We start from the raw sequence: 25,184 nt of genomic DNA on the forward strand, positions 1-25,184 counted from the left end.
GTATATTAGCTGATTCTCCTTTTTATTTTCATCAACCACCAACAATGAATTGTTGGTCAATTTCCCTGTTGGTTTTGACTAAACAATTATTGTGGAGTAACCATGGCTCTACGACATTTTCTTACTTTACGTGATTTATCCACTGCTGAACTTAACCGTATCATTGAACGTGCTCAAGAGTTAAAGCGAAAACAACACAACAACGAAGTATTTCAACCCTTTGTTGGAAAAGTCATGGGGATGATTTTTGAAAAGTCGAGTACCCGTACTCGTGTATCTTTCGAAGCTGGTATGAGCCAATTTGGAGGCAGTGCAATTTTCCTTTCATCACGCGACACCCAATTGGGTCGTGGTGAGCCAATTGAAGATTCTGCACGCGTGATATCGAGCATGCTTGATATTGTGATGATTCGTACATTTGGTCATGATATTGTTGAACGTTTTGCTGAATATTCAACAGTCCCAGTTATCAATGCATTAACTGATGACCACCACCCTTGCCAGCTACTTGCAGATGTACAAACATTTGTTGAACATCGTGGTTCGATCAATGGCAAAACTGTGGCTTGGATTGGCGATGGCAACAATATGTGTAATTCATATATTGAAGCTGCACATATGTGGGGCTTTAAGTTAAAAATCGCATCACCGAAAGGTTATGAACCAAAACCTGAATTTCTTTCAGAATTTGCTCATTGCGTAGAACTTTTTGAATCAGCAGAAGATGCAGCGGTCAATGCAGATCTAATCGTGACGGATGTTTGGGCAAGTATGGGCCAAGAAGAAGAACAAAAAATTCGTGAAAAAGCGTTTGCTGCGTATCAAGTGAATGAAAAATTAATGGATTTAGCACATCCAGATTGTCTATTTATGCATTGTCTACCAGCACATCGCGGTGAAGAAGTTTCTGAAAATATGCTAGATCACAAAAACGCTGTGGTTTGGGATGAAGCAGAAAACCGCCTACATGCACAAAAAGCCTTGGTTGAATTTTTAATCAATGAAAATTTAAACAAAGACTAATTTGTTTTGTTTTAAGATAAATAAGCACCAACACTGGTGCTTATTTTTTGTTTCAGTATAATAAAATCCATATTTTTAATATGTGTATAATTCAAATGAAATTTAAAATAATTCCTTTATTCGCAATGTCACTATGCTTACTCATTTTTCAAAGTAGTTATGCAACTGAATTAGATGACTATTTGATTCAAAAGAATTTGATTGGACAGCATTATAAAATTATAGATCAACAAAATTTAGATGATGTTTTAACTGCGTTAAGTGAAGAAGACTCTCGCGTGCTGCCTGTACAAGTCGACCAAAACACAGTGATTGAGAAAATTCATATGTATCATGATCATATTGATTTGCAAGGTTTAATTACATCTAAAGATTTTAATCAGTTTTCAAATAGCATGGGTAAAGAAAAAACTCAGCAACTTTTGATGGAAGGAATGCTTGAAAATTGTCATTTACTTTTTGAAAATGAATTCCAACGTCAAAATCCTTATTATGTAAAAATAAAACTGATGTCTGAACAGAAAGCATATGAGCTAAAACTCAAAAATGAGCAATGCAAATTTTAATTTGTAATAATATTATCTTGGTGCATTGTATCAATTCGCATTTTGTCTAAACAGATTTTATTTTTATAGCTGATCAAACGATTAAAAAAATTAATATTTTTTAATCGTTTAAGATTAAGACAATTTTTAACATTTTAGCTATCTGTAACAATTTTGTCATGTAGAATACTTACTATGCCCTTCAAGGTCGTTAAGACAGTTTCAAATGACGCAGATCATGCCCGCTTCAAAAAGTTTAACCACGCCTGAATTTCAACATAGCTCTAGCAGCTATATTAATCGTGAAATTTCCTTACTGGAATTTCATAAACGTGTGTTAGCCCAAGCTAAAGATGAAACTCATCCTTTGCTTGAACGGTTGAATTTTCTCATTATTTTTTCACGTAATTTAGATGAGTTTTTTGAAATTCGTGTCGCTGGATTAATGAAACAACTGGATTTTAAAACCATTACCACTGCACCGGATGGTATTCCAAACGAAGTTATTCTTGAGCAAATTTCACATAACGCACATCTTGCGATTCAAGAGCAATACGACACCTTAAATCATGTTTTATTGCCTGAGTTAGAAAACTATGGCGTCAAATTCATCCAATATAATGACATATTAGAAAAACACGCGGAATGGATTAAAAATTACTTTTTTAAACAAGTACAACCTGTTGTAACACCAATTAGCTTAGATCCTGCTCATCCTTTCCCACGCTTGGTCAATAAAAGCTTAAACTTTATTGTCACCTTAGAAGGAAAAGATGCTTTTGGTCGCCAGATTGAACTGGCCATTGTACCCGCACCTCGTTCCTTACCGCGTGTTGTACGCTTACCAAACGAGCTCACAGACGGCGCAGAACATTACATTTTATTGTCAGCGATTATCCAACAGCATATCAGTGATTTATTCCCCGGCATGACAGCAACAGGATGCTATCAATTCCGTGTTACCCGTAATGCTGACTTAACTTTGGCAGAAGATGTCGATGATTTGGCAGTCGCATTGAAAGATGAATTATCTTCACGTCGTTTTGGTCGTGCAGTTCGTTTAGAAATCGCAGATAATTGCCCAAATTCAATTAATAATTATTTATTAGAACAATTTGATTTAGATCCACAGCATCTTTATCAAGTGAATGGTCCTGTCAATTTAACACGTCTGATTACTGATTTTGATATTCCAGAATTAAGGTTTAAGCCTTATCAAGCCGTTATTCCCAAAGCCTTAAGAAATTCAAATAAAATATTTGAAATATTAAGCAAGCAAGATTTGCTATTACATCATCCATTTGATTCTTTCCAGCCCGTTATCAATCTACTCAAAGAAGCGGCAAAAGACCCCAATGTTTTAGCAATTAAACAAACCTTATATCGTAGTGGCCCAGACTCAGAAATTGTACAAGTGCTGGCAGAAGCTGCTCGCAATGGGAAAGAAGTTACAGCGATTATCGAATTACGTGCGCGCTTTGATGAAGAGTCCAATATTATCGTCGCAAATCTTCTACAAGAAGCTGGCGCAGTTGTGGTGTATGGTATTGTCGGTTATAAAACGCATGCCAAAATGATTTTAGTTGTGCGACGTGAAGTCGATAAACTCAAACGTTATGTACACCTTGGCACAGGCAACTACCATGCTGGAAATGCACGGATGTATACCGACTATGGTTTACTCACCACAAATGATGAAATTTGTGAAGATGTACATAAAATCTTCCAAGAGCTGACAGGTATGGGTAAATTGTTAAAGCTAAAAAAACTCTTTCATGCCCCCTTCACCTTACACTCCCAGCTGTTACATTTGATCGAGCAAGAAACAGCACATGCAAAAGCGGGTAAAAAAGCCCGTATCATCATTAAAGTCAATGCATTGACTGAACCTAAGCTGATTACAGCTTTGTATAAAGCATCTCAAGCTGGGGTTAAAATAGAGCTGATTATCCGTTCAATCTGTTGTTTAAGACCACAAATTGAAGGGCTTTCTGAAAATATTAAAGTTCGTTCTATTGTCGGGCGCTTCCTAGAACATACTCGTGTTTATTATTTTTATAATGATGCCAATGAGGACTTATACTGCGCAAGTGCTGACTGGATGGGTCGAAACTTATTTTCTCGGGTCGAAACTTGCTTTCCGATTGAAGATAAAAAGCTTAAAAAACAGATTATTGAATATGGGCTGCTCAGTTATTTAAAGGACAATATTCGTGCTTGGGAACTCGATGCCAATGATCAATGGCATGCAGTTCAACCTAAAAATGATGAAAAACCTTATATTGCACAACAGGTGTTGATGCAACAACGGATTATTCCGACTACAGCGTAATTCTTTCATATTGTTATTTTCAATTATTCAGAACAACTCTCCTTAAAAAGGAGGGTTGTTCTGAATAATTCGGCATTGAAGCACCCCAATCAAGCTATCACTTTGATTGATCCTATACGTTGATTTCAATATTCTTTTAAATCAGTCGACTACAAGCCAATACCCTCAATAACCCCTTGTTGCTTTAACTGTAACAATTCATCATCTGAACAAAATTCTTCTAAAATCGCTTTGGTATGTTCTCCTAAGCGTGGCGGTGCATTACGATATTCAACAGGTGTTCCTGTCATTTTAATCGGTGAACCAATCACATTAAAATCAGGATTATCTGTATGTGGAATATTGACCACCATTTTACGATATTGAATTTGGGGTTCATCTAAAGCATCTGCAACAGAATTAATCACGCCAACAGGTACTTTCACTGCATGAATTGCATCGACCCAATGCTTCGCGGTATTTGATAAAAAATATTCAGACAACAAAGCAACCAATTCTTGACGATATTTCACCCGATCTTGATTACGGAGATAGTTTGGTTGATCTAACAATTCAGGTTTTCCAATGGCAATACATAAATCTTTAAATTGTTTATCATTGCCACAGGCCAGAATAAACTCCTTATCTTGCGCTTTAAAAGTCTGATAAGGCACAATATTGGGATGATGATTACCCATTCGTTGAGGTGCGATACCTGAACTTAAATAGTTCATACCTTGGTTGGCGAGCCCAGCAACCTGTACATCTAACAAAGACATATCAATATATTGTCCAACACCTGTTTGCTGACGAGAAATCAGTGCCGCCTGAATCGCAATTGTTGCATATAACCCAGTCTGAATATCAACCACCGCCACACCAACTTTTTGTGCTCTTGCCCCTAACTCACCTTCTTTTTCACCAGTAATACTCATCAAGCCAGACATACCTTGAATAATAAAGTCATAACCCGGTTCTTCTGCACGCGGCCCATCTTGACCAAAACCAGTGATAGAGCAATAGATCAATTTTGGATTAATATGCTTGAGGGTTTCATAATCCAATCCATATTTTTTCAATGAACCTGCTTTAAAGTTTTCAATCACAATATCTGCGGTTTTCACCATGTGTTGTAATAATCGCTGCCCATCCTGTGTTGCCATATCAATTGCCACTGAGGATTTATTGCGATTCGCAGATTGGTAATATCCAGATTCTCGCGTCGCTCTACCCTGTTGATCAAGCATCCACGGCGGGCCCCACATACGGGTATCATCACCAACTTTAGGGCGTTCAATCTTAATCACTTCGGCGCCTAGATCTGCAAGAACTTGTCCACACCACGGACCTGCCAGTACTCGACTCAGATCTAAAACTCGAATTCCTTGTAATGCACCCATATGTTTACCTCTATGTAAGGAGTAAGCGAATACTCCTCAATTTTACGATTTACTAAATCTGTTTAAACAAGCGTTGACTATTGTTGTTGGGGATCATATTGACGATCTTTGATAAATAAGCCAGGTAATACTCCTGCAACAAAATAAGCTGCGCCCATCACGATAAATGCCGTCATAAATGTACCTCCCGAAGCAAGGAAACCAATGGTTGCTGGGGCAATTGCAGCGCCTACTCGCCCAATGTTATATGCACCACCAATTGCTGTACCTCGGACATCGGTAGAAAATGATTCCGCCATATAGGTCGCATTTACACCATAAGGGATGCCATATAAGAAACCAAAAGTGATCAATAAGTACAAAATATTGTCTGGTGTATTAAAGATAATAATCACAGGTAAGAAGACAGCGCTGGCTATGGTACCGAACACAAATACTGCACGACGATTAAATTTATCTGCCAAATATCCCGCTAAGATCTTGCCTAAAATCATCGCTGTATATGAACCTACCATATAACTGGTCATGTTTTTAAAGTTCATATGCACTTCTGTTTCTAGATAACTTGGCATCCAATTGTTGATTCCGTAGTAACCAAATTGTAAGAAGAAGGCTGTAGTCATCCACAATAAAAACATTTTACGGTGCTTAAAGTTGGCAAAAATTTGTTTATAAATACTGCCACTTTTCGCTTTCTCGGGAACTGTGGCTTCAACTGGTTTCTCGCCTTGAAGCTGATTGATTTTGTTGAGCTGCCAAGACTTTGGTTCAGGTACAAAGCGTTGCAAGAAAATATTGATAAATGCTGGAATAACCGTGATAAAAAACAAGACTCTCCAACCATGATCAGGAATAATCGCACCAGCTAATAATGTAGCAACAATATATCCAACGGTTTGCCCTGTTTGTAATGTACCCAATACCGTAGTTCTATACGTTGTAGGAACATATTCAGCCATAAGGGTATTGCATGCCATATAAAGCGCCCCAATCCCTAGTGCACCAATAAATCGTAATGCCATAAATTGTTCAAAACTTTGGGTAAAGCCTAACAAACATGTTGCAACTGAGAAAAACGATACAGAATTGGCAATGGTACGTACTCGGCCAAACTTATCACATGCCCATCCACCTAGAATCCCACCAATCCCCATACCTGCCAGAGAGGCACTGCCTAAGGCGCCAGCCTGAAAAGTAGATAATGCAAACTCACCTTTTAAACTGGTTAAGCTATAGGACAACAACATGATATCTACGCCATCGACGACCATAGCGAAATAGGCGAATAAAAGTGCCCATTTCCAAGTATTTGGGCCTATTTTTTCAAAGGTTCCAATATTGGATGGCATGGATAATTTTGTTGAAGTTGTAACTGATCGAACATCATTGTTCATTTTTCTCTACCTCATTTTCCCAAATGAGTCATCGGTCACTTTTTATCTTTCTCTCTACTTATTTCTTTGTTATTTTTATTGCATCAATCTAGAGTTAAGTATGAGAGTTAAAAGAATAATCAGATATTTTTCACGATGAATCCTTTTATCATTGATTTATTTTCACCTTAGTTTTTATAAAATTTAAGGCAAAAAATCCTACAAGGGATGCTAGATTTAAGCATCCCTGTTTTAAAGCAGTTGATTTTTAGTTACTAAAGGCAGCAATTCCTGTCTGTGCACGCCCGAGAATTAAGGCATGTACATCATGGGTACCTTCATAGGTGTTGACCACTTCCAGATTGACCAAATGGCGAGCGACACCGAATTCATCACTGATGCCATTGCCACCCATCATGTCTCGAGCAACACGTGCAATATCTAAGGCTTTACCACAATTGTTGCGTTTAATCAGTGAAGTGCCTTCAACAGAAGCAATACCTTCATCTTTCATACGTCCAAAACGTAATGCGATCTGCAGCCCTAAAGCAATTTCAGTTTGCATATCTGCAAGTTTCTTTTGCACCAATTGATTCGCAGCCAATGGGCGTCCAAATTGTTTACGATCCATCGTATATTGGTGTGCAGTGTGCCAGCAAAACTCTGCCGCCCCCATCGCGCCCCATGCAATACCGTAACGTGCACTATTTAAACAAGTAAATGGTCCACGCAAACCACGAATTTCGGGAAATGCATTTTCTTCAGGAACAAAAACATTGTCCATCACAATTTCACCAGTAATCGATGCACGCAAACCGACTTTGCCATGAATCGCAGGCGCAGAAAGTCCTTCCCAACCTTTTTCTAGGATAAAGCCACGAATTTCACCGACATTGCCTTCAGCAGAAACTTCTTTGGCCCAGACCACAAATACATCAGCGATTGGACTATTGGTAATCCACATTTTTGCGCCAGTCAGACGATAACCACCTTCGACCTTTTTAGCACGGGTGATCATACTGCCTGGATCTGAACCATGATCAGGTTCTGTTAAACCGAAACATCCAATAAACTCGCCAGTAGCTAATTTAGGTAAGTACTTTTGTTTTTGCTCTTCAGAACCAAATTCATTGATAGGCACCATCACCAATGAGCTTTGTACACTTGCCATTGAACGATAACCCGAATCTACGCGTTCAATTTCACGGGCAATAAGACCGTAACTGACATAATTTAGACCTGCACCACCGTATTCTTCAGGAATTGTCGGTCCCAGCAAACCTAACTCACCCATTTCACGAAAAATAGAAGCATCTGTTTTTTCATGGCGGAATTGTTCCAAAACTCTTGGCATCAGTTTGTCTTGTGAATAGGCATAAGCAGCATCACGAATCATGCGTTCTTCAGAACTGAGTTGCTGTTCCAATAAAAATGGATCTTGCCAGTTAAATTGAACACGTGCCGTTTTTGTAGAATTAACCATTTGATTCATAGCATCCTTTGCTGAACATATCTTGTTGTCTTAGTAGCGATGTTAGGTGTGAAAATTCATACTTTCAAACGATTAATTCTCACTCAGATATTCCATTTACGCATATCTTATGTTTTTATAACATGGCTCGCTCAATGACTACTGTTCAATTATGTTGGTGTTAAACGAGGCTTTTTAACAAATTTTTATCATCTTTACGTCCTCTTATAAATTTTTATTTGAGGTAAAACCAAGTAACTTGATGAAAGATTCATTGCAAACATCTGCTTTGATTTAAGCTCTTTTTGCAAGATATGAATAGATTAAATTTAGTCTTAATTAAACTTTGATATTCAAGGAATGAATATGCGTAGAATGATTCCTTCATTACAATCACTAATATGTTTTGAAGCGGCTGCCAAGCATCTAAGCTATACCTTTGCTGCTCAAGAGCTACATCTTACTCAAAGTGCGATATCTCGCCAAGTACAACAACTCGAAGATTTTTTAGGACTCAATCTATTTAACAGAACACGGCATGGCGTTGAATTAACACAAGCTGGTGAACATTATTATAAAAACATCAAAGCCCATTTATTGGGTATTGAACAAAGCACACTCGATTTAATGAGCCATAAAGGTTTAGGCGGTACTCTAAAATTAGGGGTTGTACCGACATTTGCAACACGTTGGCTCTTACCCCGACTGTATAAGTTCAACGAAATATATCCTGAAATTACCATTCATTTAGAGACCAGTACCAAACCCTTTTTATTCAGTGAGCATATTTTTGATGCAGCAATATATACAGGTACACCTGCACAAATTGAAAATTGGCCGGGTGCAAAAGTCCACTATTTAATGAATGAAGATGTTGTTCCTGTGTGTTCTGCTGAGTTAATTTTTAAGCATTTTCCAGAGCTAAGAGGGCCTTCCGGAGATTTACGTCGAAGCTTAACGGCGGAAGAAATTGCCACGCTGCCCTTACTCCAACAAACCACACGCCCCTATATTTGGAAAGAGTGGTTTGAAGTTTCTGGTTATGAGCATCCTTTTGCATTAGAAGGACAACGGCATGAGTTATTTTCGATGCTTGCGGTGGCAGCCATACATCATATGGGGGTTGCGCTTATTCCACAAAAACTACTTGAAAAAGAACTGCGCTCAGGTGATTTAATTATTGCCTCAGAAATTAAGCTAAAAGGTTCACGTGCCTATTATTTTGTCTATGCAGAACAACAGCAAACACCCCTCATTGCTAAATTCATTGAATGGTTATTGGCAGAAGTTGAACGATCACAAAGTACTTTTTTAAAATAACGCGATTTCGAGTTAAACAATAGCTTATACAAGATTTATAGAATATAGCTTAATTTCTATATTGTGATGATAAAACTCAACTTGTAGAAGATGAAAGAAACAGCGCCTACAACAGAAAATTTAAGCCTACTCCGCTATTTTTAATGCCCTTCAGCATTTTAATAAGAATAGGCTAAAAGAAACACATTATTCAATTGAGCAGTGTTTAAACCGAATGGCTACAGATCTTAAAATTTAAGTGCTAAATCCAATATAACGATAAAAATCTTGATCCCCTACAACACCTAAGCTTGTTTTATAAATCAGGTAATTAGGATAATTACTCTCAGATAATTCATTGAAAATATTCAGTCCCTGATCATCATGAGCATGGATTTCATCGACGCTACGGTGCATGGTCGCTTCAAATTCATCTGAAATATATTCAAAGCCCAAATCCATCGCAATAAACAAGGTATGTATACACGGCTGTAAATATTGTTCTTTATTCCAATCAATGACCGCATGTTGGCAATGTGGGCATGTAACATTTTCTTGAGAATTTTCTAAAGTGATCAGTTGAAATGGCATACGCTTTGGAACAGAATAAAATTGTATTTTAAACGAGTTAGGGAAATTAAACACTCGTTTTAGATAAATCTAAAACTGCTTTTCATATTTTATAAATACACGAAACAAAGCTAAGGATATTATGTCAACGATTGAAAAAGCGATTGCTTTAGCAGCTCGTAAACACGCAGGCCAAAAAGATAAAGCACAACAGCCTTATATTTTTCACCCTCTGAGGTTGATGTTCAAAGTTAAAACACCCAATCAACAGATTGTTGCTGTATTACACGACATCTTGGAAGATACCGATACCACTGTGGTCGATTTAATCTCACTTGGCTTTAGTCAAGAAATTGTCGATGCCGTTGTTGCCTTAACCAAAAAAGAAGGTGAATCTAGAATCGAAGCCGCCTACCGTGCAGTAAAAAATCCAATTGCACGTGTGGTAAAACTGGCAGATGTTACTGATAACATGGATATCACCCGTATTCCGCACCCGACCACTAAAGACCTTTTAAGATTAGAAGAATATAAGCAAGTTCAAAATATTCTCATGACAGGCAATGCCTAATCTTATAAAATTTTCACAATTAACAAGTTGACTTGATGCAACAATTAAGTTTAATAGTGCATCATTGTTGCAATTATGGAATGTATTTATGCTCACTGATTTGGATGACTTTTACTGCTTTGGTTTGGTTGTAGAGCATGGGGGATTTAGTGCGGCTGAACGTGCAACGGATATTCCTAAATCCAAGCTCAGTCGCCGTGTATATAATTTAGAAGAAAAATTAGGGGTTCGTTTAATTCAACGAAGTTCACGTCATTTCGCAGTTACAGACATTGGCATGAATATTTACCGCCATGCCCAAGTGATGATGAATGCAGCACAATCAGCGCATGATCTGGTTGATCATCTCAGTGAACAACCCCGTGGTGTGATTAAAGTCAGTGTACCTGTGACCGTTGCGCAAAGTGAATTGTCCAAAATCCTTCCTGACTTTTTAAAAACTTATCCTGAAATCAGAGTACAACTTTTAGTCAGTAATCGTCGAGTAGATATCATCAATGAAGGTTTTGATGTTGCCTTGCGTGTGCGCGCAAATCTGGACGATGACCCGAGCTTAGTGCTGAGAAAGTTTGGACATATTGAACAGCACCTTCTTGCAAGCCAAGCCTATTTAAATGAATTTGGTATGCTCAAAAAACCAGAAGATTTATCTGAACACCGAATTTTAAGTATGGTTGATGAGCACTTAGATCAACAAATGGTATTACATGATAGTGAAAATCAACAGAAAAAAATTAAAGTTAACCCGATACTCATGGGATCGGATTTAATGATGCTGGCAAAATTAGCCAGTCAAAATTGTGGTATTGCCTTACTTCCAGATACTATTGCCAATGATTTTGTCGCCACAGGTGAATTGGTTCGTGTCTTACCTGAATGGAAAGCACCGCACGGGATCTTTCACGCTGTTTACCCTTCTCGCCGAGGCTTACTTCCTGCGGTAAGAGTCTTTATTGACTATTTGGTTAAGCACTTAAGTAAGTGTTGAGTAACTTATCTTCATCGTCACTTTGATTAAAGAATCCTAGGATTATTTCAATAGACAAACCGATCTAAATAAATTGACAAAGATGGACTACAATCTGGTGTCCATCTGGTGCTATTTTTGATACCATCGCTACTGCTTAATTCCAATGTTTTTCTGATTTATATGACTTCATCTTATCAACAACAGCTTGATGCCAAAATTGAACGAATCCAAACTCAATTCGCAGAATTTAATCCACCTTCGTTAGAAGTATTTGCTTCACCTGAACAAAACTTCCGTATGCGTGCAGAATTCCGAATTTGGCATACTGAAGATGATATGTTCTATGCCATGTTTGAACGAGATGAAAATCAACAAAAAACTGTTGCTCGTATCGATGAATTTCCGATCGCAGATCAAAGTATAAATCAGCTTATGCCAGTTTTATTGGCTGAGCTAAAAGCCAATTCAATCTTATCAAAACGGCTTTTTGAAGTGCATTTTCTAGCAACGCTCAAGGGCGAAATGCTGGTTTCATTGATTTACCGTGCGCCACTGAGTGAAGAATGGGAAGTTTTAGCAAAACAATTGGCTGAAAAGCTGAATGTTAAAATCATTGGTCGCAGTCGCGGACAAAAAGTTGTCTTAACCGATGAATTTGTTGTAGAAGAATTACAAGTTTTTGAGCGTAAATTTCAATATAAACAAATTGAAAGTAGCTTTACTCAGCCCAATGCGCAAGTTTGCCAAAAAATGTTGCAATGGGCTTGTCAGTCAGTAGAGGGCGAAAATAAAGACTTACTCGAATTATACTGTGGTAATGGTAACTTTACCCTTCCCTTATCCTTGAGTTTTAACCGTGTTTTGGCAACTGAATTAGCGAAATCTTCGGTCTATGCGGCACAATGGAATATTCAACAAAATCAGATCAACAATATTCAAGTTGCACGCCTTTCAGCAGAAGAATTTACTCAGGCCTATAACGGAGAACGTGAATTCCGTCGTTTACAAGAAGCAGAAATAGACATTCAGGGCTATGAGTTTGATACAGTTTTTGTTGATCCACCACGTGCAGGGATTGATGACGATACGTTAATGCTATTGCAAGGTTTTCAACGTATTCTTTATATTTCATGCAATCCAGACACATTACACGACAATTTAAAAACCTTGCTTAAAACTCATAAAATTGTGAAATTTGCGATGTTTGATCAATTCCCCTACACCCATCATGTAGAATCTGGGGTTCTTCTCGAAAAAATTTAAACAATTTATTACAAGATTAGACTGCTATGTAAATTAGCATGGCAGCTATTTCTTTAAATTATTTATTGATATATCATTAAGTTATAAATCATTTAAAACATGGCCCTTTAACAAACCGTTTAAAACATATCAAATCATCGAAAAAATTAGCCTATAACTCGACCATCTATTTCGCTCAGATCTTGTATTTTATTAAAAAACGGCTATATTTCGAACTATGTTAGGTTGTGTATGAAGGCTCTATGAGTTTTTGGCAAAAGCTGTTTACGGCTGAAGATACATTGCAAAATGAACATAAAAATCAAATTGCATGTGTTGAAAATGATTGCTCTTGTAAATCCAATGATCAACTTTTATCAGCGTTGATGAAAGCGACAGATCAGGATGTGATTACTGGGATTAAAAAGGTACTTATCTCTAGAGGTTTCAGTAAAAAAGAGTTAAACCAATTACAGCATCCACCTATTCAATAGTCATGGATGACCGCTAAGAAAGAAAAAGCATTCAGTTTACTGGATGCTTTTTTAATTCCAATAGAACAACTTTTGATGTTTCTCCTTGCCTTGTATACAATTATTTCAAAGAATAGATAAACGCAGAATCAACAATGAAAATTAAAATTGTTATTTTTTTATTATCACTCAACGCTTCAATTACCTATGCAGATATCAAAGATGATGAGATTCAAGCCATAGAAGATTTAAGTGATCAAGTATTAGCAACCAAAAATCTTGCCAAACTTGAACCACAAATTAAGGCTCAAATCAAAAAAGCCCAACCCAATGTGCAAAAACTATTAAAAGCCAAAGACATTGAATATAACGATTCTGTCTATTTACACAACTATGCGATTCTGACTTCTGGATATGCTGAATATTTGCTTGAACAACACTGCACCATGCTCTCTCAGCCTTTTCAAGAACTTACTGAACAAGCGTATTTTGCGTTAAAAAAACGTGATCCTAAAGATACAATCGCAATCAATAATTTAGGGTTATTCTACGCGCAAATGTCGGTGTACTATCGGAAAAACATAGACCCAACGCCACGTCTAAACTATTTGCTAAAGGCTGAACAACTATTTGAGACCTTAATGAAGTTGCAACCAGACAATGAGGAGTATGAGAAAAATTATTATGCTGTACTCAGTGACAAACTGATGCTGTTACAGAAATATCATCGTGATCAGAATGAGCAAAAACGCCTCATCAATATACTTAAAAAGCCTTTATTTCACTATTTATCTGATCCCAATCAAGCTTTCGATGCAGGAAATTTTATTATTTTAGCGCAACAGTATTTTAAATATCTCAATCGTGAAGACCCTAAACTTGCTGAAAAATGGTTGCGTGATAATCAGGCTAAAATTGAAGCTGTGGTGAATAAGAATCGGAAGCAAACTCAGCGAGAAAAGGAATTCCTCGCTGAATTCTATGCCCTGCTTGGTCAAACGGATCAAGCGCTGTCCTACTTAAAACAATTGGAATTTTCTGATGAGAACAATACAGAACCATCCTCTTTTGAAAATGAACCCAATCTTGCCAATTTAAGGCTAAATCCTGAATATCAGAAATGGTTTAAACAATATAAACAGGATTATGCTGCATATCGCAAAGCAATTCCCAAAGTATGTAAGATCAATCAACTTGAAACAACACAAGATACGTTAGAATAATGCTATTGAAGACTTAACGAATCAAACCTTGCGGTTGCAGAATAATCACCAAAGCCCCAATGATTACAATACAGCCGCCAAACAAATCCCAGCGAGTTAAGCTGACATGATCGACAAATTTCAGCCACATCAATGCACTAAAGATATAGATACCGCCATATGCAGCATAAATACGCCCTGAAGCAGCAGGATGCAAGGTCAATAGCCAGACAAATACCGCCAAACTTAAAACGGTAGGTATCCATAACCAATGGCTTTTATTTTGATTCAGAATTAAATAAGGAAAATAACAACCTAAAATTTCTGCAACAGCTGTGACAAAAAATAATAAAATCGTGGTTAAAATTTTAGTAAATGCAATGTCCATTGATACTCAAAGAATAATCATGAAGTTAGAGTATATGTGATTTTCACGCGAGCTAAGCAATAAAATTTTGAGCATACTAAAACGGCTAAGCTTTTATCTATAAATTGTAGTTGTTGTTTGCCTCATCCACAAAAACATACATATTTAAATATGCTGATCATTTTGTCATGTTAAAAATAGAATAAAATATCAGCATCTACAATCTTTGGTTTTATAAATGAAAATAAATCATTTCGTGTTTAATTCCTTCATTTTCCTATGGCTTAGCCAAAATGTAGATGCAGCAACACCAAGTCTTCCATTGTGGCCCAATACCGCAACACTTACACCATCCAGTGAACAATATACGCTAATTAAGCATGGTGCTATTGAGCATATCACTTCCCCTCAATTGCGTGTATATCCCCCCAAACAGAACAATCACATCGCTATTTTAGTCATTAGTGGTGGTGGTTATGCCAGAGAGGAATTGGCCAAAGAAAGCACGCCAACTGCACAGTTTTTACAAGAACAGGGATTTACCGTATTTGAATTAATCTACCGCTTACCTAATCAGGATGGCAATAATCTGCTTGCGCCCTTTCAAGATGGCCAAAGAGCCCTGCGTATAATTCGTTATCATGCACATCAATTCAACATTGATCCAGACAAAATTGGTGTACTGGGTTTCTCCGCAGGTGGACATTTAGCAGGAATCATTGCGACACAATGGCAACAACAATTTTCGAGTTTAAATGATCCGATTGATCAAATTTCCGCTCAGCCTAATTTTGTGGTGCTACTCTATTCAATCATTAGTATGCAAGCGCCGCTTGATCATACCCATGCTTATAAAAGCTTATTTGGCTCAAACCATGATTTAGCCAAACAAATCTTGTTTTCTGTTGATTTACAAGTCAAACAGAATACACCTCCAACCTTTTTAGCCCATGCCATAGATGATCCGATTTCACCTGTTCAGAATAGCCTCAATATGCAAACCGCTTTGCAGCAACACAAGATCGCTTATGAATTACATCTTTTCAAAAATGGTGGGCATGGTTGGGGCTTAGGCAAAGCCAATACTGAAACAATGCAATGGCCCACATTATTCCTAGTTTGGTTAAAGAAAATTGATATTTTATAAGCGTATAATTCAAAAAATAACCCGCAATCAATGCGGGTTATTTTAAAGTTCATTCACAACTATGCTGGTTCAGCAGTCTGATCTTCAAAGACTTCTAATGTAAGCCCTACCGCCTTACCATTTTCTTTCTTCACAGAAACAGCAACATTACCGCCATGATCTGCAAGCTCACCAAATAGAATCATCTCAGCAAGTGGTTTCTTCAAATGTTCTTGAATCAAACGTTGCATTGGGCGAGCACCCATTAAACGATCATAGCCATTCTCAGCCATCCAATCGCGAGCAGATTGATCAACTTCCAACACCACTTTTTTATCATCCAACTGCGCTTGAAGTTCGGTTAAGAATTTATCAACGACAGACTCAATCACTGTAGTAGGCAATGCTTTAAACTGAATTACACCATCTAAACGGTTGCGGAACTCTGGTGCAAATGCACGTTTCATCGCTTCCTGATTGTCATTACTATTGTCTTGCTCAGTAAAACCGATACTGTTACGAGAAATACTTTCAGCACCAATATTGGTGGTCAATACAATAATCACATTACGGAAATCAGACTTACGTCCATTGTTATCGGTTAAAGCACCATGATCCATGACTTGTAATAACAAGTTAAAGACATCTGGATGTGCTTTTTCGATTTCATCTAATAACAAGACACAGTGCGGATTCTTATGAATCGCGTCAGTCAGTAAACCACCTTGATCATAACCAACATAACCTGGAGGCGCACCAATCAAACGAGAAACAGCATGTCGTTCCATATATTCAGACATATCGAAACGAACAAGCTCTACACCCAACAATTTTGCCAGTTGCTTGGTCACTTCTGTTTTACCAACACCTGTAGGCCCTGCAAAAACAAAACTACCCACTGGTTTATCTGGCGCTTTCAAACCTGCACGTGACAGTTTAATCGCAGAAGCCAAGGCTGTAATTGCTTCATCTTGACCAAATACCACACGTTTAAGATCACGCTCTAGATATTCAAGTACCGATTTATCATCTTTAGATACTGTTTTTGGCGGGATACGTGCAATCTTCGAAATAATATCTTCGATATTTTCAACTGTAATCAAAGTATCATCTTGTTCAGCTTTTAAACGACGCTGTGCACCAGCTTCATCAATCACATCAATCGCCTTATCTGGCAAGAAACGATCATTAATAAACTTAGCAGACAACTCAACCGCTGAAACTAGCGCAGTATCTTCATATTTAACATGATGGAAATCTTCAAACTTGCTTTTCAAACCACGCAAAATATCAATTGTCTCTGAAATAGAAGGCTCATTCACATCAATTTTTTGGAAACGACGTGATAGTGCATGATCTTTTTCAAATACTTGGCGATATTCTTGGAAAGTGGTTGAACCAATACAACGTAAACTACCATTCGCCAATGCAGGTTTGATTAAATTCGATGCATCCATGGTACTGCCCATACTTGAGCCAGCACCAATGATCATATGAATTTCATCGATAAATAAAATTGCTTCTGGTTTCTTTTTCAAAGCATTGAGAAGCTGTTTCAATCGTTTTTCAAAGTCACCACGGTATTTTGTACCCGCAACCAATGCACCGATGTCTAAACTAAACACTTCAGCAGTCGCAAGTGGCTTAGGCGCTTTACCATTCACAATCAACCATGCCAGACCTTCAGCAATCGATGTTTTACCCACACCAGGATCACCTACAAGCAATGGGTTGTTTTTACGGCGACGGCAAAGAATTTGAGCAGTTCGTTCAATTTCTTTTTCACGCCCGATTAAAGGATCAGTTTTGCCTTTTTGCGCTTCAATATTCAAATTCAAAGTATAAAGTTCAAGTGGTCCAGCATTTGCTGAAGCATTTGATTCACCTTCTAAATCATCAGATTCTTCTTCAACTTGAATTTCTTCTTTACGCGCACCGTGTGACAAATATTGGGTTAAAGTCAAACGATTGATTTGATGTCGTTTTAGCAAATAAACGGCAAAAGAATCTCGCTCAGAGTACATCGCAACCAGTACATCTGCACCCTCTACTGTGCGATCACCGCCACTTGACTGAACGTGGAAAATTGCACGTTGTAAGATACGGTCAAAACTTTCAGTTGGATGAGGGGCTTGGTCGTTGTTTTCTCCTAGTTTAGGGGTATGTTGTTCTACATACTCCTCTAACTCTTTGCGCAAACTGATAATTTCAGCGCCGCATGCTTTTAAGGCATTTACAGCTGAATCGTTATCAAGTAAAGCCAATAATAAATGTTCAACCGTAAGAAACTCATGTCTCTTTTGACGAGCCATGCTAACAGCCAAACGGAGTGAAACTTCTAATTGACGACTGAGCATGAAACCCCCTTATTCTTTTGGCTCAATCTGACAAAGCAATGGATGACCTTGAGATCGAGCGTAGTTATTAACTTGGTTGGCTTTAGTCTCCGCAATGTCTCTTGGATAAACACCAGCTTCACCTTTTCCTTCATAATGTACTGTTAACATTACTTGAGTGGCTTGGTCAAGATTCAAAGCAAAGTATTGTTGTAAAATTTCAATAACAAAGTCCATCGGAGTGTAATCATCGTTCAATAAAACGACAGAATACATCGGTGGTCGCTTCACTTCAGGTGGTGCAGTTTGTACTGCAACATCTGCTTGATCATGGTCTGGATGGTTTGGATCTTCTGAATTACTTATACGAATACTCAAGTGCCAATCTATAAATCCTGAATCACGGAATGATGATTTCACTTCATTTAAACTCATTTGACGTTTATTAGTTCGCATATTTTTCAAAATACTTATGATTTATTGAGAATTAGCCGCAGCTTGAGGAACCTCTGCAGCAAATGCTGCTGCACTGTCTACAGCTTGCCCACGTGACCAACTAAAGCGTTTAACCACTGGCGTGGCACCATTTAGACGGATTTCGATAAATTGTGGATTAAAGCCCTTAGGCATGGTCCAACGACCAGTTAAGCGCTCATAATCAGTAAAGTTATAATTCGCATCTGCCATTGGCACTGTTAACACCTCAGTACCACTAATCAAACGAATTTCAACGGAACCCGTCGCACGTCTTGGACTGACTTGAATAAGATCAAGCTGATATTCATAAGCGTTTTCTGGTAATGGCTTAACCGCCAAGTTTTGAATTGTTAAACTCAAACCGCCACGTTGTTTTAACACTTCACGATAAATCGCACTCATCACATCAACTTGTGATTTTTCAGCATTGGCTTTGTTCAATGACTCTAACAAATCGTTAGAATTCGAAACAGCCACGTCTCTTTCCTGTACAGCAGCATTTAGGCTTTTATTTAAATTAGCCAGTGTTGTTTTTTGTTGCTTCACAACTTCTACCAACTGTTCTGCATCTGCATCAAAACCGACTACCGTTAGCCCTTGGCGATGTCCAACCGTATAACCTAAAAGTACACTGCCAGCACATAATACAACCCCACCGATCACCAAAGGCATATTCCCTTTTAAAAAAGGCTTTTTCGGTGCTTGAGCTGGTTGTGACGCGGTATTTGTTTCTGTGTTCTGCATCATCATCTCTAAGTATTATTGATAGAATCAAAACACACATTTAACCGCAAAGTTATATGTGTGTGAAGCCATAAAGCGTTTTTTATGGTAATAATCCGATACCTTGTAAACCAGCATCTTCAGCAAAACCAAACATTAAGTTCATATTTTGTACAGCCTGTCCTGCCGCACCTTTGACTAAATTGTCTTGAACAGACAAAACAATTAACTTGTTCGGATGCGGTTTATACAGTGCAATTCTGAGTTGGTTTGCACCACGTACAGAACGTGTTTCTGGTGAACTATTTGCAGGCATTACATCTACAAATATTTCATTTGCATAAAATTTTTCATAAAGACTTTGTAAATCTGCTGCTGCGCCTTGCTCTGTCAAATCAACATAGATTGTACTGAACATACCACGAATCATCGGAACCAAATGTGGTACAAAAAGAATCTGATCAAATACATTTTTTTGACCTGAAATATTTTCTAATGCTTCTACAATTTCAGGATGATGACGATGTCCAGCAACGCCATAGGCTTTAAAATTATCTGCATTTTCTGAATAAATCATGCCCAAACTAGCTTTACGCCCCGCACCTGATACACCAGATTTCGCATCAATGATAATACTTTCTGGTTTAACCAATGTTTCAGCTTGCTTAAAAAGTGGCGCTAATCCCAACTGTACAGTGGTTGGGTAACAGCCAGGATTACCGACAACATTGGCATTTTTAATCTGTTCACGATTAAGTTCAGATAAACCATATACAGAATCTTTCAGTACTTCTGGACAAGCGTGCTGCATCCCATACCATTTTTCAAACTGTGCTAAATTCTGCAAGCGAAAATCAGCGGCTAAATCGATAACTTTGGTATTTGCTGCCAAAAGTTGTTGTGCATGCTGCATTGCCACACCATGCGGGGTCGCAAAAAACACAACATCACATTTTTTTAATTCATCAATGTTTAAATCTGAATACTTAAGCTCTGTGTGACCACGTAAGCTTGGAAACATATCATCTACACGGCGACCATCTTCGGTACGTGATGTCAGTACATTCACTTGCACATTTGGATGTCGTAGTAAAAGACGCAACAATTCAACGCCTGTATAACCTGTTCCACCGACAATACCCACTGAAATCACGTTTTTTACCTCGATTTAAAAGTATCCATTTTGTAGTGCTGTAGTATGACAGGAAGTTGATGCTTTCTAAACTATTTTACTGAGTTTTTATGATGTTTTAGCATTATGACAAAGTTAAATTCCCATAAAATCGATTGATGAATCTTGCGCAATACAGTTGCGCCCTCTACGTTTGGCGACATACAAAAGTTTGTCAGCAGCTTCTATACCGCTGGCTAAATTACGATGTCGCACTTGTGTTAAACCAAAGCTGGCTGTCAATAAGATCGATTGAGTTAAAAATTGCTCAGTCTCAATAGCAGTTCGCATACGCTCAGCAATTTTATAGGCATAATCGCGATCTTCAACTTGTAATAAAACAATAAACTCTTCACCACCAAAACGTCCAACTAAGCCCTTTTCACCAACATGCTGACTGACAAGACGACCTACACTCTGCAAAATCTGATCACCCACCAGATGTCCATAGGTGTCATTAATTTTCTTAAAATGATCGACATCACACATCAACAAAAAATATTGCTTTTCTGGTAAATCGATTAAAATTATTTTAGCTGCGTCATAAAATCCACGACGATTGAGTAAATGTGTTAATGGATCTCTGCAACGTTCATCATTTAATTTCAAAATAATATCTCGAACTAATGTTCCCAAAAGTACGATCGCAAACCACATGCTCAGGATAATACTGGCAGCAAGCATCATTAACCACCACACAGAATCCACAAGCATACTGGCTTCAATATTTTTCAAAAAAAAGAAAATAATAATGACACGGACAAAAGTATATACAACGATAAAAAGATAGGAATAATCGACCAGCTTATTTAACCAATCACTTTGCTTATCATCTCTAAAAATCGATGTTAAAACCAAGGATTCAATTGTGGCAATACTAATATTTAAAATCAGCATTCTCATCCATAGCTGTTCATCAACAAAAGAATAATAGACCAGCAGACATATTGTGATAAGGATCAAAATGAAAGCCACTAAAGTGTGCGCACTGGCTTTCTTTCTCAATGCCATAGTATAGGCACTGGCCCATGCACCAAATAGGTATAAACCACCAACAACAGGGGCAGAGAATGTTAATTGTTGGTTAGACATAAAACTTTGTGCAGCTAAAGCAAAAGACGGCACGATATATCCAAGACCCAACCAAAATAAATAAGTAGGTGCTTTAAAAAAATAATGGCAGATCAAAAGTAAACTGCCCATTAATATCAGGCAGATCGGTACAATCAAAATAAAGTAATGAGTATCTGCAAAATTCACGTCTGATATCTTTATGATAAGAAATAGGAAATATTGGCAAGTCGCCAAGTTTAGAGTATTTTTTAATTCACTCCCAACTTATGCTTAAAATAATCAGACTATTTTGTAATTTAACTGCTTTTATTAAGAAATACTTTTAAAGCATTATACCATCACTTAAAATTCATGATGATAAATACACAAATAAACATGTAATTTAATGACATCGCCTATAAAATCATCAAATTAAACCTCTAAAAAAAATGATAAACAAACCTTTTCATTTTAATTCTCGTTTTTGACATAAAAGACTATTCAAACAAATTCAAAGAAAACGGTCTTGTCTTGCTCAATGATCTATGCATAATAATTTAGAGTAATTACTCTAAAATCAACAAAAGGATGCATTGGTCATGATTGGATCACGAGCGTGGATGAATACAAGTAATGGAAAACTTAGCTTTAAAGAGAAAACTCAGCTTATAAAACAAGTTCTAATCCCTGTCACATTGAACTATGGCAAGACATTTCTCAAAGCACATCATGATTCAACTTCATTTACATTGGATAGTTTTCAGATTCCTGACACAGCAATTGTCAAAGAAGCGATGGACGAATTAGAACAAACAGCCTCTCAAGCGATCATCAATCATTCTTGGCGGAGCTATTTTTGGGCTATTGCTATCGCCCACACCAAACAATGGCAATTTGATCAAGAGAGTCTTGTTATTTCATGTTTGATGCATGATTTAGGACTGGTTAATCATTTGGATCAATATGCATGTCAATGTTTTAGCTTTGAAAGTGCCTTAAGAGCTGAAACCCTCTGTAGCAAACACCATTATCCCGAAGACAAAATGGTTAATATTTCAAATGCGATTTGTTTACATATGAATGGCAGTTTAGATGAAAGTGATCACAGTCTTTCTAAAGAAGTGCTATTACTGCAAAAAGCCACTTCCTGTGATGTAATTGGGACTCATCTCAGCTTATTTTCAAACAGTTTTAAAAACCGAATTTTAACCCAATATCCACGGGTACATTTTAATTCAGAAATGCGTAAACTTATCTCAATTGAAGCAAAGAGAAACCCTCAATCACGAACTGCTTTAATGCATACACTCGGACTTTCAAGCATGATTCAAATGAATATTTTTAAGGACTAAATCATGAAAAATACATCTTTCACCCAAAAGAATATTGATTTTGGGCAATATCCAATTGTAGTCGATATTTATTCCAACCCTGAAAACAGCCATAGTGTTATTTTGCTGGCTGCGCTTGGCATACCAATCAGTAAATACGAGGTGCTCATTACCGCTTTAAGCCAAAGTGGCTTGAATGTTATTGTGGCTGATTATCCCCATTGTGGGCGTAATACTCCGCCTGTTTCAGCAAAGATTGATTATGGTTATGCTGATTTACTCAATGACTTTATTCCTCAACTGGAAAAGCTGGCCTTAGAACTAAACCAGCAAGTTCCAATCTTATTTGGACATAGTTTAGGTGGACATTTAGCAACACTTTATGCACAAAATCATGCAAATAAAGTCATTGGTGTTGCCACAGGCAATATCGGTTTAAAAAATTGGGACTTAAAAGGTAAAATCAATATTTTAAAAGCAGTCACAGTGATCAACGCCATGATTTTAAAAGATGGTTATTTTGCAGGCTATAAAATTGCTTTTGGGAATAAAGAGACAAAATCCTTAATGCGTGATTGGTCTAAAGTTATCTTTACAGGAAATTATGCACATATTAGTGGTCAAGAAAACGTGGTGAATAACGCCGCCTTATTTGTCTATTTAAATGGTGATGATTTTGCACCAATGTCTTCAATGCTTGGCCTAAGTGGTTATTTTAAAAACCCACAAATAAACACGCTGGATTTAACCCATAAAACTAAAGGCAATCAACATAGTGCATGGATTAAACAGCCTGATGAAGTCGTCGAAATAATTCGGGAATGGATCGATGGTTTTACTGAATAAGTTTTGCTTTTGACATCAATATATATCCACCTTCTTCACTTACTCCAGTGCTGATTGCTTCCCAGCCATGACCTAAATAAAAAGACAAAGCTTGTTTATTTTCAGATAAACATTTGAGATAGCCTGTACCCGTAAACAGTTGTTCTGCTGCGTGTAGCAATACTGTCCCTACACCCTGATTTTGAGCATTTGGGGCAATAAATAGATGATGTAAAAAGTTCTCTTGCAGGTAAATAGATGCAAATCCCAAATATTCTTGGTCTTTTTCAGCCACTAAAATCATTTCATTTTCGGTGTATTTTTCAAAATCACTCAGCCCCCATTTTGAAGAATCTAACCACGGCCAACTTAATTTTCTGGTATTTAAAAAAAGTTCACTCAATGGTGCTCGGTCATGATTTTGAAAAGATCTGATGTGCATCGCTGTATCTCAATTAAAGTCCCTATAACCTTACCTTATTTAATCTAGTGTTATTGCTCTTTCCCCAATCACCTCAACAATTCGTAATAAATAACCATCTGGATCTTGAACTAAAAATTGCTTTTGTCCATGCTCTATAGTTTCTGCACGGTACCAACGTTCTTCTAACGCTGCAAACAGCGGCCATTGTGCGACATCCAAACGATTTAAAATACTGTCGAGTTGGTCTACTTCGAACTGAAAGTTAATCCCTCTTCCCAATGGATAGGCCAACACTCCTGTTAACCATTGCCCTTGTTGCTGTTGCTCTAACATAAACTGAACACCATCAAGTTCCACATACATAAATTTTTCTTCAGTCCGTTGATACATTACAGAAAAACCCAGTATTTCCACCCAAAAATGATAACTTTTATCCAAATCGGTGACGATCAATTCTGGAACCAATTTATTCCACTGCATTTAAAAATCCTACTTAATTCATTAATTTTTAATATTCAATATGTTGTAAAACATTTACAACCTTTCCAAATGGATCTTTGACATAGAATCGCCTAACACCCCAGTCTTCATTGGTTAAGGGATAGAGAATGTCTAAATCTAATTTTTTGGCTTTTTCATAAAGTTCATCCACATTGTCAACTTCGATTGAAAAATCGGGTACATCTGTATTATTTCCCCCTTCCGAAGCAATACTGATTTGTGGATGCATGATTTCCTGACTGGCAAATGTTTTGATCCAGCCATGATCCATCACCAAGTCCATCGCTAAAAAATCACCATAAAAAGCTTGGGCACTGGCTAAATCTAAAGCTTTAATATTACTTATGATTCTTTTTACAGTCATACGCTTTTCCTCATTTTTTATTTTAATGCAATCTAG

25 protein-coding genes are annotated in these 25,184 nt (G+C 37.4%); 12 read left to right on the forward strand and 13 right to left on the reverse strand.

Annotated features, from left to right (window positions below):
• The first annotated feature begins 102 nt into the window (after nucleotides 1-102).
• From argF to ppk1, 3 genes are all read left to right on the forward strand, one after another.
• Nucleotides 103-1,023, forward strand: a complete 921-nt coding sequence (gene argF, locus FY049_RS07320) for an ornithine carbamoyltransferase (RefSeq protein WP_004720705.1) — start codon at nucleotides 103-105, stop codon at nucleotides 1,021-1,023.
• 95 nt (nucleotides 1,024-1,118) lie between these two features.
• Complete coding sequence (locus FY049_RS07325) at nucleotides 1,119-1,589, forward strand: hypothetical protein (RefSeq protein WP_056510942.1); 471 nt, start codon at nucleotides 1,119-1,121, stop codon at nucleotides 1,587-1,589.
• Between the two features lie 205 nt (nucleotides 1,590-1,794).
• Complete coding sequence (gene ppk1, locus FY049_RS07330) at nucleotides 1,795-3,900, forward strand: polyphosphate kinase 1 (protein WP_446083437.1); 2,106 nt, start codon at nucleotides 1,795-1,797, stop codon at nucleotides 3,898-3,900.
• Between the two features lie 149 nt (nucleotides 3,901-4,049).
• On the opposite strand, the gene FY049_RS07335 is transcribed toward ppk1, so the two are convergent.
• From FY049_RS07335 to FY049_RS07345, 3 genes are all read right to left on the reverse strand, one after another.
• Nucleotides 4,050-5,279, reverse strand: a complete 1,230-nt coding sequence (locus FY049_RS07335; protein WP_327858595.1) for a CaiB/BaiF CoA transferase family protein — start codon at nucleotides 5,277-5,279, stop codon at nucleotides 4,050-4,052.
• Nucleotides 5,280-5,356: 77 nt separating this feature from the next.
• The gene (locus tag FY049_RS07340) at nucleotides 5,357-6,673 is read right to left on the reverse strand and encodes an MFS transporter (RefSeq protein ID WP_327858594.1); all 1,317 of its coding nucleotides are present in this window, start codon (nucleotides 6,671-6,673) and stop codon (nucleotides 5,357-5,359) included.
• Nucleotides 6,674-6,920: 247 nt separating this feature from the next.
• Complete coding sequence (locus FY049_RS07345) at nucleotides 6,921-8,144, reverse strand: acyl-CoA dehydrogenase (RefSeq protein ID WP_004821319.1); 1,224 nt, start codon at nucleotides 8,142-8,144, stop codon at nucleotides 6,921-6,923.
• Between the two features lie 345 nt (nucleotides 8,145-8,489).
• On the opposite strand from FY049_RS07345, the gene FY049_RS07350 reads away from it, so the two are divergent.
• A complete protein-coding gene (locus FY049_RS07350) occupies nucleotides 8,490-9,443 on the forward strand; it encodes a LysR substrate-binding domain-containing protein (protein ID WP_004720715.1) in 954 nt (317 codons plus the stop codon).
• A gap of 234 nt (nucleotides 9,444-9,677) precedes the next feature.
• On the opposite strand, the gene FY049_RS07355 is transcribed toward FY049_RS07350, so the two are convergent.
• Nucleotides 9,678-10,013 (reverse strand): hypothetical protein, encoded by a 336-nt coding sequence (locus FY049_RS07355; protein ID WP_224965430.1) that lies wholly within the window; start codon nucleotides 10,011-10,013, stop codon nucleotides 9,678-9,680.
• Between the two features lie 121 nt (nucleotides 10,014-10,134).
• On the opposite strand from FY049_RS07355, the gene FY049_RS07360 reads away from it, so the two are divergent.
• From FY049_RS07360 to FY049_RS07380, 5 genes are all read left to right on the forward strand, one after another.
• Nucleotides 10,135-10,563: an HD domain-containing protein gene (locus FY049_RS07360; protein ID WP_056510925.1), complete on the forward strand. Its 429-nt coding sequence runs from the start codon at nucleotides 10,135-10,137 to the stop codon at nucleotides 10,561-10,563.
• Nucleotides 10,564-10,651: 88 nt separating this feature from the next.
• On the forward strand, nucleotides 10,652-11,551 hold the full coding sequence (locus FY049_RS07365) for a LysR family transcriptional regulator (RefSeq protein WP_004821316.1): 900 nt from the start codon (nucleotides 10,652-10,654) through the stop codon (nucleotides 11,549-11,551).
• 162 nt (nucleotides 11,552-11,713) lie between these two features.
• Nucleotides 11,714-12,796 (forward strand): tRNA (uridine(54)-C5)-methyltransferase TrmA, encoded by a 1,083-nt coding sequence (gene trmA, locus FY049_RS07370; protein WP_234624016.1) that lies wholly within the window; start codon nucleotides 11,714-11,716, stop codon nucleotides 12,794-12,796.
• Between the two features lie 242 nt (nucleotides 12,797-13,038).
• Complete coding sequence (locus FY049_RS07375; protein ID WP_004720727.1) at nucleotides 13,039-13,269, forward strand: hypothetical protein; 231 nt, start codon at nucleotides 13,039-13,041, stop codon at nucleotides 13,267-13,269.
• 134 nt (nucleotides 13,270-13,403) lie between these two features.
• Nucleotides 13,404-14,471: a hypothetical protein gene (locus tag FY049_RS07380; RefSeq protein ID WP_446083438.1), complete on the forward strand. Its 1,068-nt coding sequence runs from the start codon at nucleotides 13,404-13,406 to the stop codon at nucleotides 14,469-14,471.
• 13 nt (nucleotides 14,472-14,484) lie between these two features.
• Here FY049_RS07380 and FY049_RS07385 read toward each other — a convergent pair whose 3' ends face one another.
• Nucleotides 14,485-14,838: a YnfA family protein gene (locus FY049_RS07385; RefSeq protein WP_446083439.1), complete on the reverse strand. Its 354-nt coding sequence runs from the start codon at nucleotides 14,836-14,838 to the stop codon at nucleotides 14,485-14,487.
• Between the two features lie 217 nt (nucleotides 14,839-15,055).
• Between FY049_RS07385 and FY049_RS07390 the strand changes: the two genes are divergently transcribed.
• Nucleotides 15,056-15,964: an alpha/beta hydrolase gene (locus FY049_RS07390; protein WP_446083440.1), complete on the forward strand. Its 909-nt coding sequence runs from the start codon at nucleotides 15,056-15,058 to the stop codon at nucleotides 15,962-15,964.
• 59 nt (nucleotides 15,965-16,023) lie between these two features.
• On the opposite strand, the gene clpA is transcribed toward FY049_RS07390, so the two are convergent.
• From clpA to FY049_RS07415, 5 genes are all read right to left on the reverse strand, one after another.
• A complete protein-coding gene (gene clpA, locus FY049_RS07395) occupies nucleotides 16,024-18,300 on the reverse strand; it encodes an ATP-dependent Clp protease ATP-binding subunit ClpA (RefSeq protein ID WP_004720735.1) in 2,277 nt (758 codons plus the stop codon).
• A gap of 9 nt (nucleotides 18,301-18,309) precedes the next feature.
• Nucleotides 18,310-18,735 carry an ATP-dependent Clp protease adapter ClpS gene (gene clpS, locus FY049_RS07400; RefSeq protein WP_004720737.1) on the reverse strand — a complete coding sequence of 142 codons (426 nt, stop codon included), beginning with the start codon at nucleotides 18,733-18,735 and terminating at the stop codon, nucleotides 18,310-18,312.
• A gap of 21 nt (nucleotides 18,736-18,756) precedes the next feature.
• Nucleotides 18,757-19,500 carry a DUF6776 family protein gene (locus FY049_RS07405; protein ID WP_004720739.1) on the reverse strand — a complete coding sequence of 248 codons (744 nt, stop codon included), beginning with the start codon at nucleotides 19,498-19,500 and terminating at the stop codon, nucleotides 18,757-18,759.
• 82 nt (nucleotides 19,501-19,582) lie between these two features.
• Complete coding sequence (argC, locus tag FY049_RS07410; protein WP_151957526.1) at nucleotides 19,583-20,632, reverse strand: N-acetyl-gamma-glutamyl-phosphate reductase; 1,050 nt, start codon at nucleotides 20,630-20,632, stop codon at nucleotides 19,583-19,585.
• A 114-nt stretch (nucleotides 20,633-20,746) separates the two neighbouring features.
• Nucleotides 20,747-21,853, reverse strand: a complete 1,107-nt coding sequence (locus FY049_RS07415) for a diguanylate cyclase domain-containing protein (RefSeq protein WP_446083499.1) — start codon at nucleotides 21,851-21,853, stop codon at nucleotides 20,747-20,749.
• A 449-nt stretch (nucleotides 21,854-22,302) separates the two neighbouring features.
• On the opposite strand from FY049_RS07415, the gene FY049_RS07420 reads away from it, so the two are divergent.
• Together FY049_RS07420 and FY049_RS07425 are read left to right on the forward strand one after the other, a co-directional pair.
• Nucleotides 22,303-23,055, forward strand: coding sequence for a hypothetical protein (locus FY049_RS07420; protein WP_446083441.1), 753 nt, complete (start codon nucleotides 22,303-22,305; stop codon nucleotides 23,053-23,055).
• Between the two features lie 3 nt (nucleotides 23,056-23,058).
• A complete protein-coding gene (locus tag FY049_RS07425) occupies nucleotides 23,059-23,880 on the forward strand; it encodes an alpha/beta fold hydrolase (protein ID WP_446083442.1) in 822 nt (273 codons plus the stop codon).
• Here FY049_RS07425 and FY049_RS07430 read toward each other — a convergent pair.
• The 3 genes from FY049_RS07430 to FY049_RS07440 are packed head-to-tail and all read right to left on the reverse strand — an operon-like array spanning nucleotide 23,870 to nucleotide 25,148.
• Nucleotides 23,870-24,301 (reverse strand): GNAT family N-acetyltransferase, encoded by a 432-nt coding sequence (locus FY049_RS07430; RefSeq protein WP_446083443.1) that lies wholly within the window; start codon nucleotides 24,299-24,301, stop codon nucleotides 23,870-23,872. The genes FY049_RS07425 and FY049_RS07430 overlap by 11 nt on opposite strands.
• A gap of 39 nt (nucleotides 24,302-24,340) precedes the next feature.
• On the reverse strand, nucleotides 24,341-24,763 hold the full coding sequence (locus tag FY049_RS07435; RefSeq protein ID WP_446083444.1) for a bleomycin resistance protein: 423 nt from the start codon (nucleotides 24,761-24,763) through the stop codon (nucleotides 24,341-24,343).
• 28 nt (nucleotides 24,764-24,791) lie between these two features.
• A complete protein-coding gene (locus FY049_RS07440; protein WP_154129753.1) occupies nucleotides 24,792-25,148 on the reverse strand; it encodes a VOC family protein in 357 nt (118 codons plus the stop codon).
• Between the last annotated feature and the right edge of the window lie 36 nt (nucleotides 25,149-25,184).

The organism is Acinetobacter sp. 1125_18A (assembly GCF_052824985.1).

Excerpts from the sequence above, each read along its gene's own strand:
- argF (WP_004720705.1), top strand. The coding sequence starts at position 103 with ATGGCTCTACGACATTTTCTTACTTTACGTGATTTATCCACTGCTGAA.
- FY049_RS07325 (WP_056510942.1), top strand. The coding sequence starts at position 1,119 with ATGAAATTTAAAATAATTCCTTTATTCGCAATGTCACTATGCTTACTC.
- ppk1 (WP_446083437.1), top strand. The coding sequence starts at position 1,795 with ATGACGCAGATCATGCCCGCTTCAAAAAGTTTAACCACGCCTGAATTT.
- FY049_RS07335 (WP_327858595.1), bottom strand. The coding sequence starts at position 5,279 with ATGGGTGCATTACAAGGAATTCGAGTTTTAGATCTGAGTCGAGTACTG.
- FY049_RS07340 (WP_327858594.1), bottom strand. The coding sequence starts at position 6,673 with ATGAACAATGATGTTCGATCAGTTACAACTTCAACAAAATTATCCATG.
- FY049_RS07345 (WP_004821319.1), bottom strand. The coding sequence starts at position 8,144 with ATGAATCAAATGGTTAATTCTACAAAAACGGCACGTGTTCAATTTAAC.
- FY049_RS07350 (WP_004720715.1), top strand. The coding sequence starts at position 8,490 with ATGCGTAGAATGATTCCTTCATTACAATCACTAATATGTTTTGAAGCG.
- FY049_RS07355 (WP_224965430.1), bottom strand. The coding sequence starts at position 10,013 with ATGCCATTTCAACTGATCACTTTAGAAAATTCTCAAGAAAATGTTACA.
- FY049_RS07360 (WP_056510925.1), top strand. The coding sequence starts at position 10,135 with ATGTCAACGATTGAAAAAGCGATTGCTTTAGCAGCTCGTAAACACGCA.
- FY049_RS07365 (WP_004821316.1), top strand. The coding sequence starts at position 10,652 with ATGCTCACTGATTTGGATGACTTTTACTGCTTTGGTTTGGTTGTAGAG.
- trmA (WP_234624016.1), top strand. The coding sequence starts at position 11,714 with ATGACTTCATCTTATCAACAACAGCTTGATGCCAAAATTGAACGAATC.
- FY049_RS07375 (WP_004720727.1), top strand. The coding sequence starts at position 13,039 with ATGAGTTTTTGGCAAAAGCTGTTTACGGCTGAAGATACATTGCAAAAT.
- FY049_RS07380 (WP_446083438.1), top strand. The coding sequence starts at position 13,404 with ATGAAAATTAAAATTGTTATTTTTTTATTATCACTCAACGCTTCAATT.
- FY049_RS07385 (WP_446083439.1), bottom strand. The coding sequence starts at position 14,838 with ATGGACATTGCATTTACTAAAATTTTAACCACGATTTTATTATTTTTT.
- FY049_RS07390 (WP_446083440.1), top strand. The coding sequence starts at position 15,056 with ATGAAAATAAATCATTTCGTGTTTAATTCCTTCATTTTCCTATGGCTT.
- clpA (WP_004720735.1), bottom strand. The coding sequence starts at position 18,300 with ATGCTCAGTCGTCAATTAGAAGTTTCACTCCGTTTGGCTGTTAGCATG.
- clpS (WP_004720737.1), bottom strand. The coding sequence starts at position 18,735 with ATGCGAACTAATAAACGTCAAATGAGTTTAAATGAAGTGAAATCATCA.
- FY049_RS07405 (WP_004720739.1), bottom strand. The coding sequence starts at position 19,500 with ATGCAGAACACAGAAACAAATACCGCGTCACAACCAGCTCAAGCACCG.
- FY049_RS07415 (WP_446083499.1), bottom strand. The coding sequence starts at position 21,853 with ATGGGCAGTTTACTTTTGATCTGCCATTATTTTTTTAAAGCACCTACT.
- FY049_RS07420 (WP_446083441.1), top strand. The coding sequence starts at position 22,303 with ATGATTGGATCACGAGCGTGGATGAATACAAGTAATGGAAAACTTAGC.
- FY049_RS07425 (WP_446083442.1), top strand. The coding sequence starts at position 23,059 with ATGAAAAATACATCTTTCACCCAAAAGAATATTGATTTTGGGCAATAT.
- FY049_RS07430 (WP_446083443.1), bottom strand. The coding sequence starts at position 24,301 with ATGCACATCAGATCTTTTCAAAATCATGACCGAGCACCATTGAGTGAA.
- FY049_RS07435 (WP_446083444.1), bottom strand. The coding sequence starts at position 24,763 with ATGCAGTGGAATAAATTGGTTCCAGAATTGATCGTCACCGATTTGGAT.
- FY049_RS07440 (WP_154129753.1), bottom strand. The coding sequence starts at position 25,148 with ATGACTGTAAAAAGAATCATAAGTAATATTAAAGCTTTAGATTTAGCC.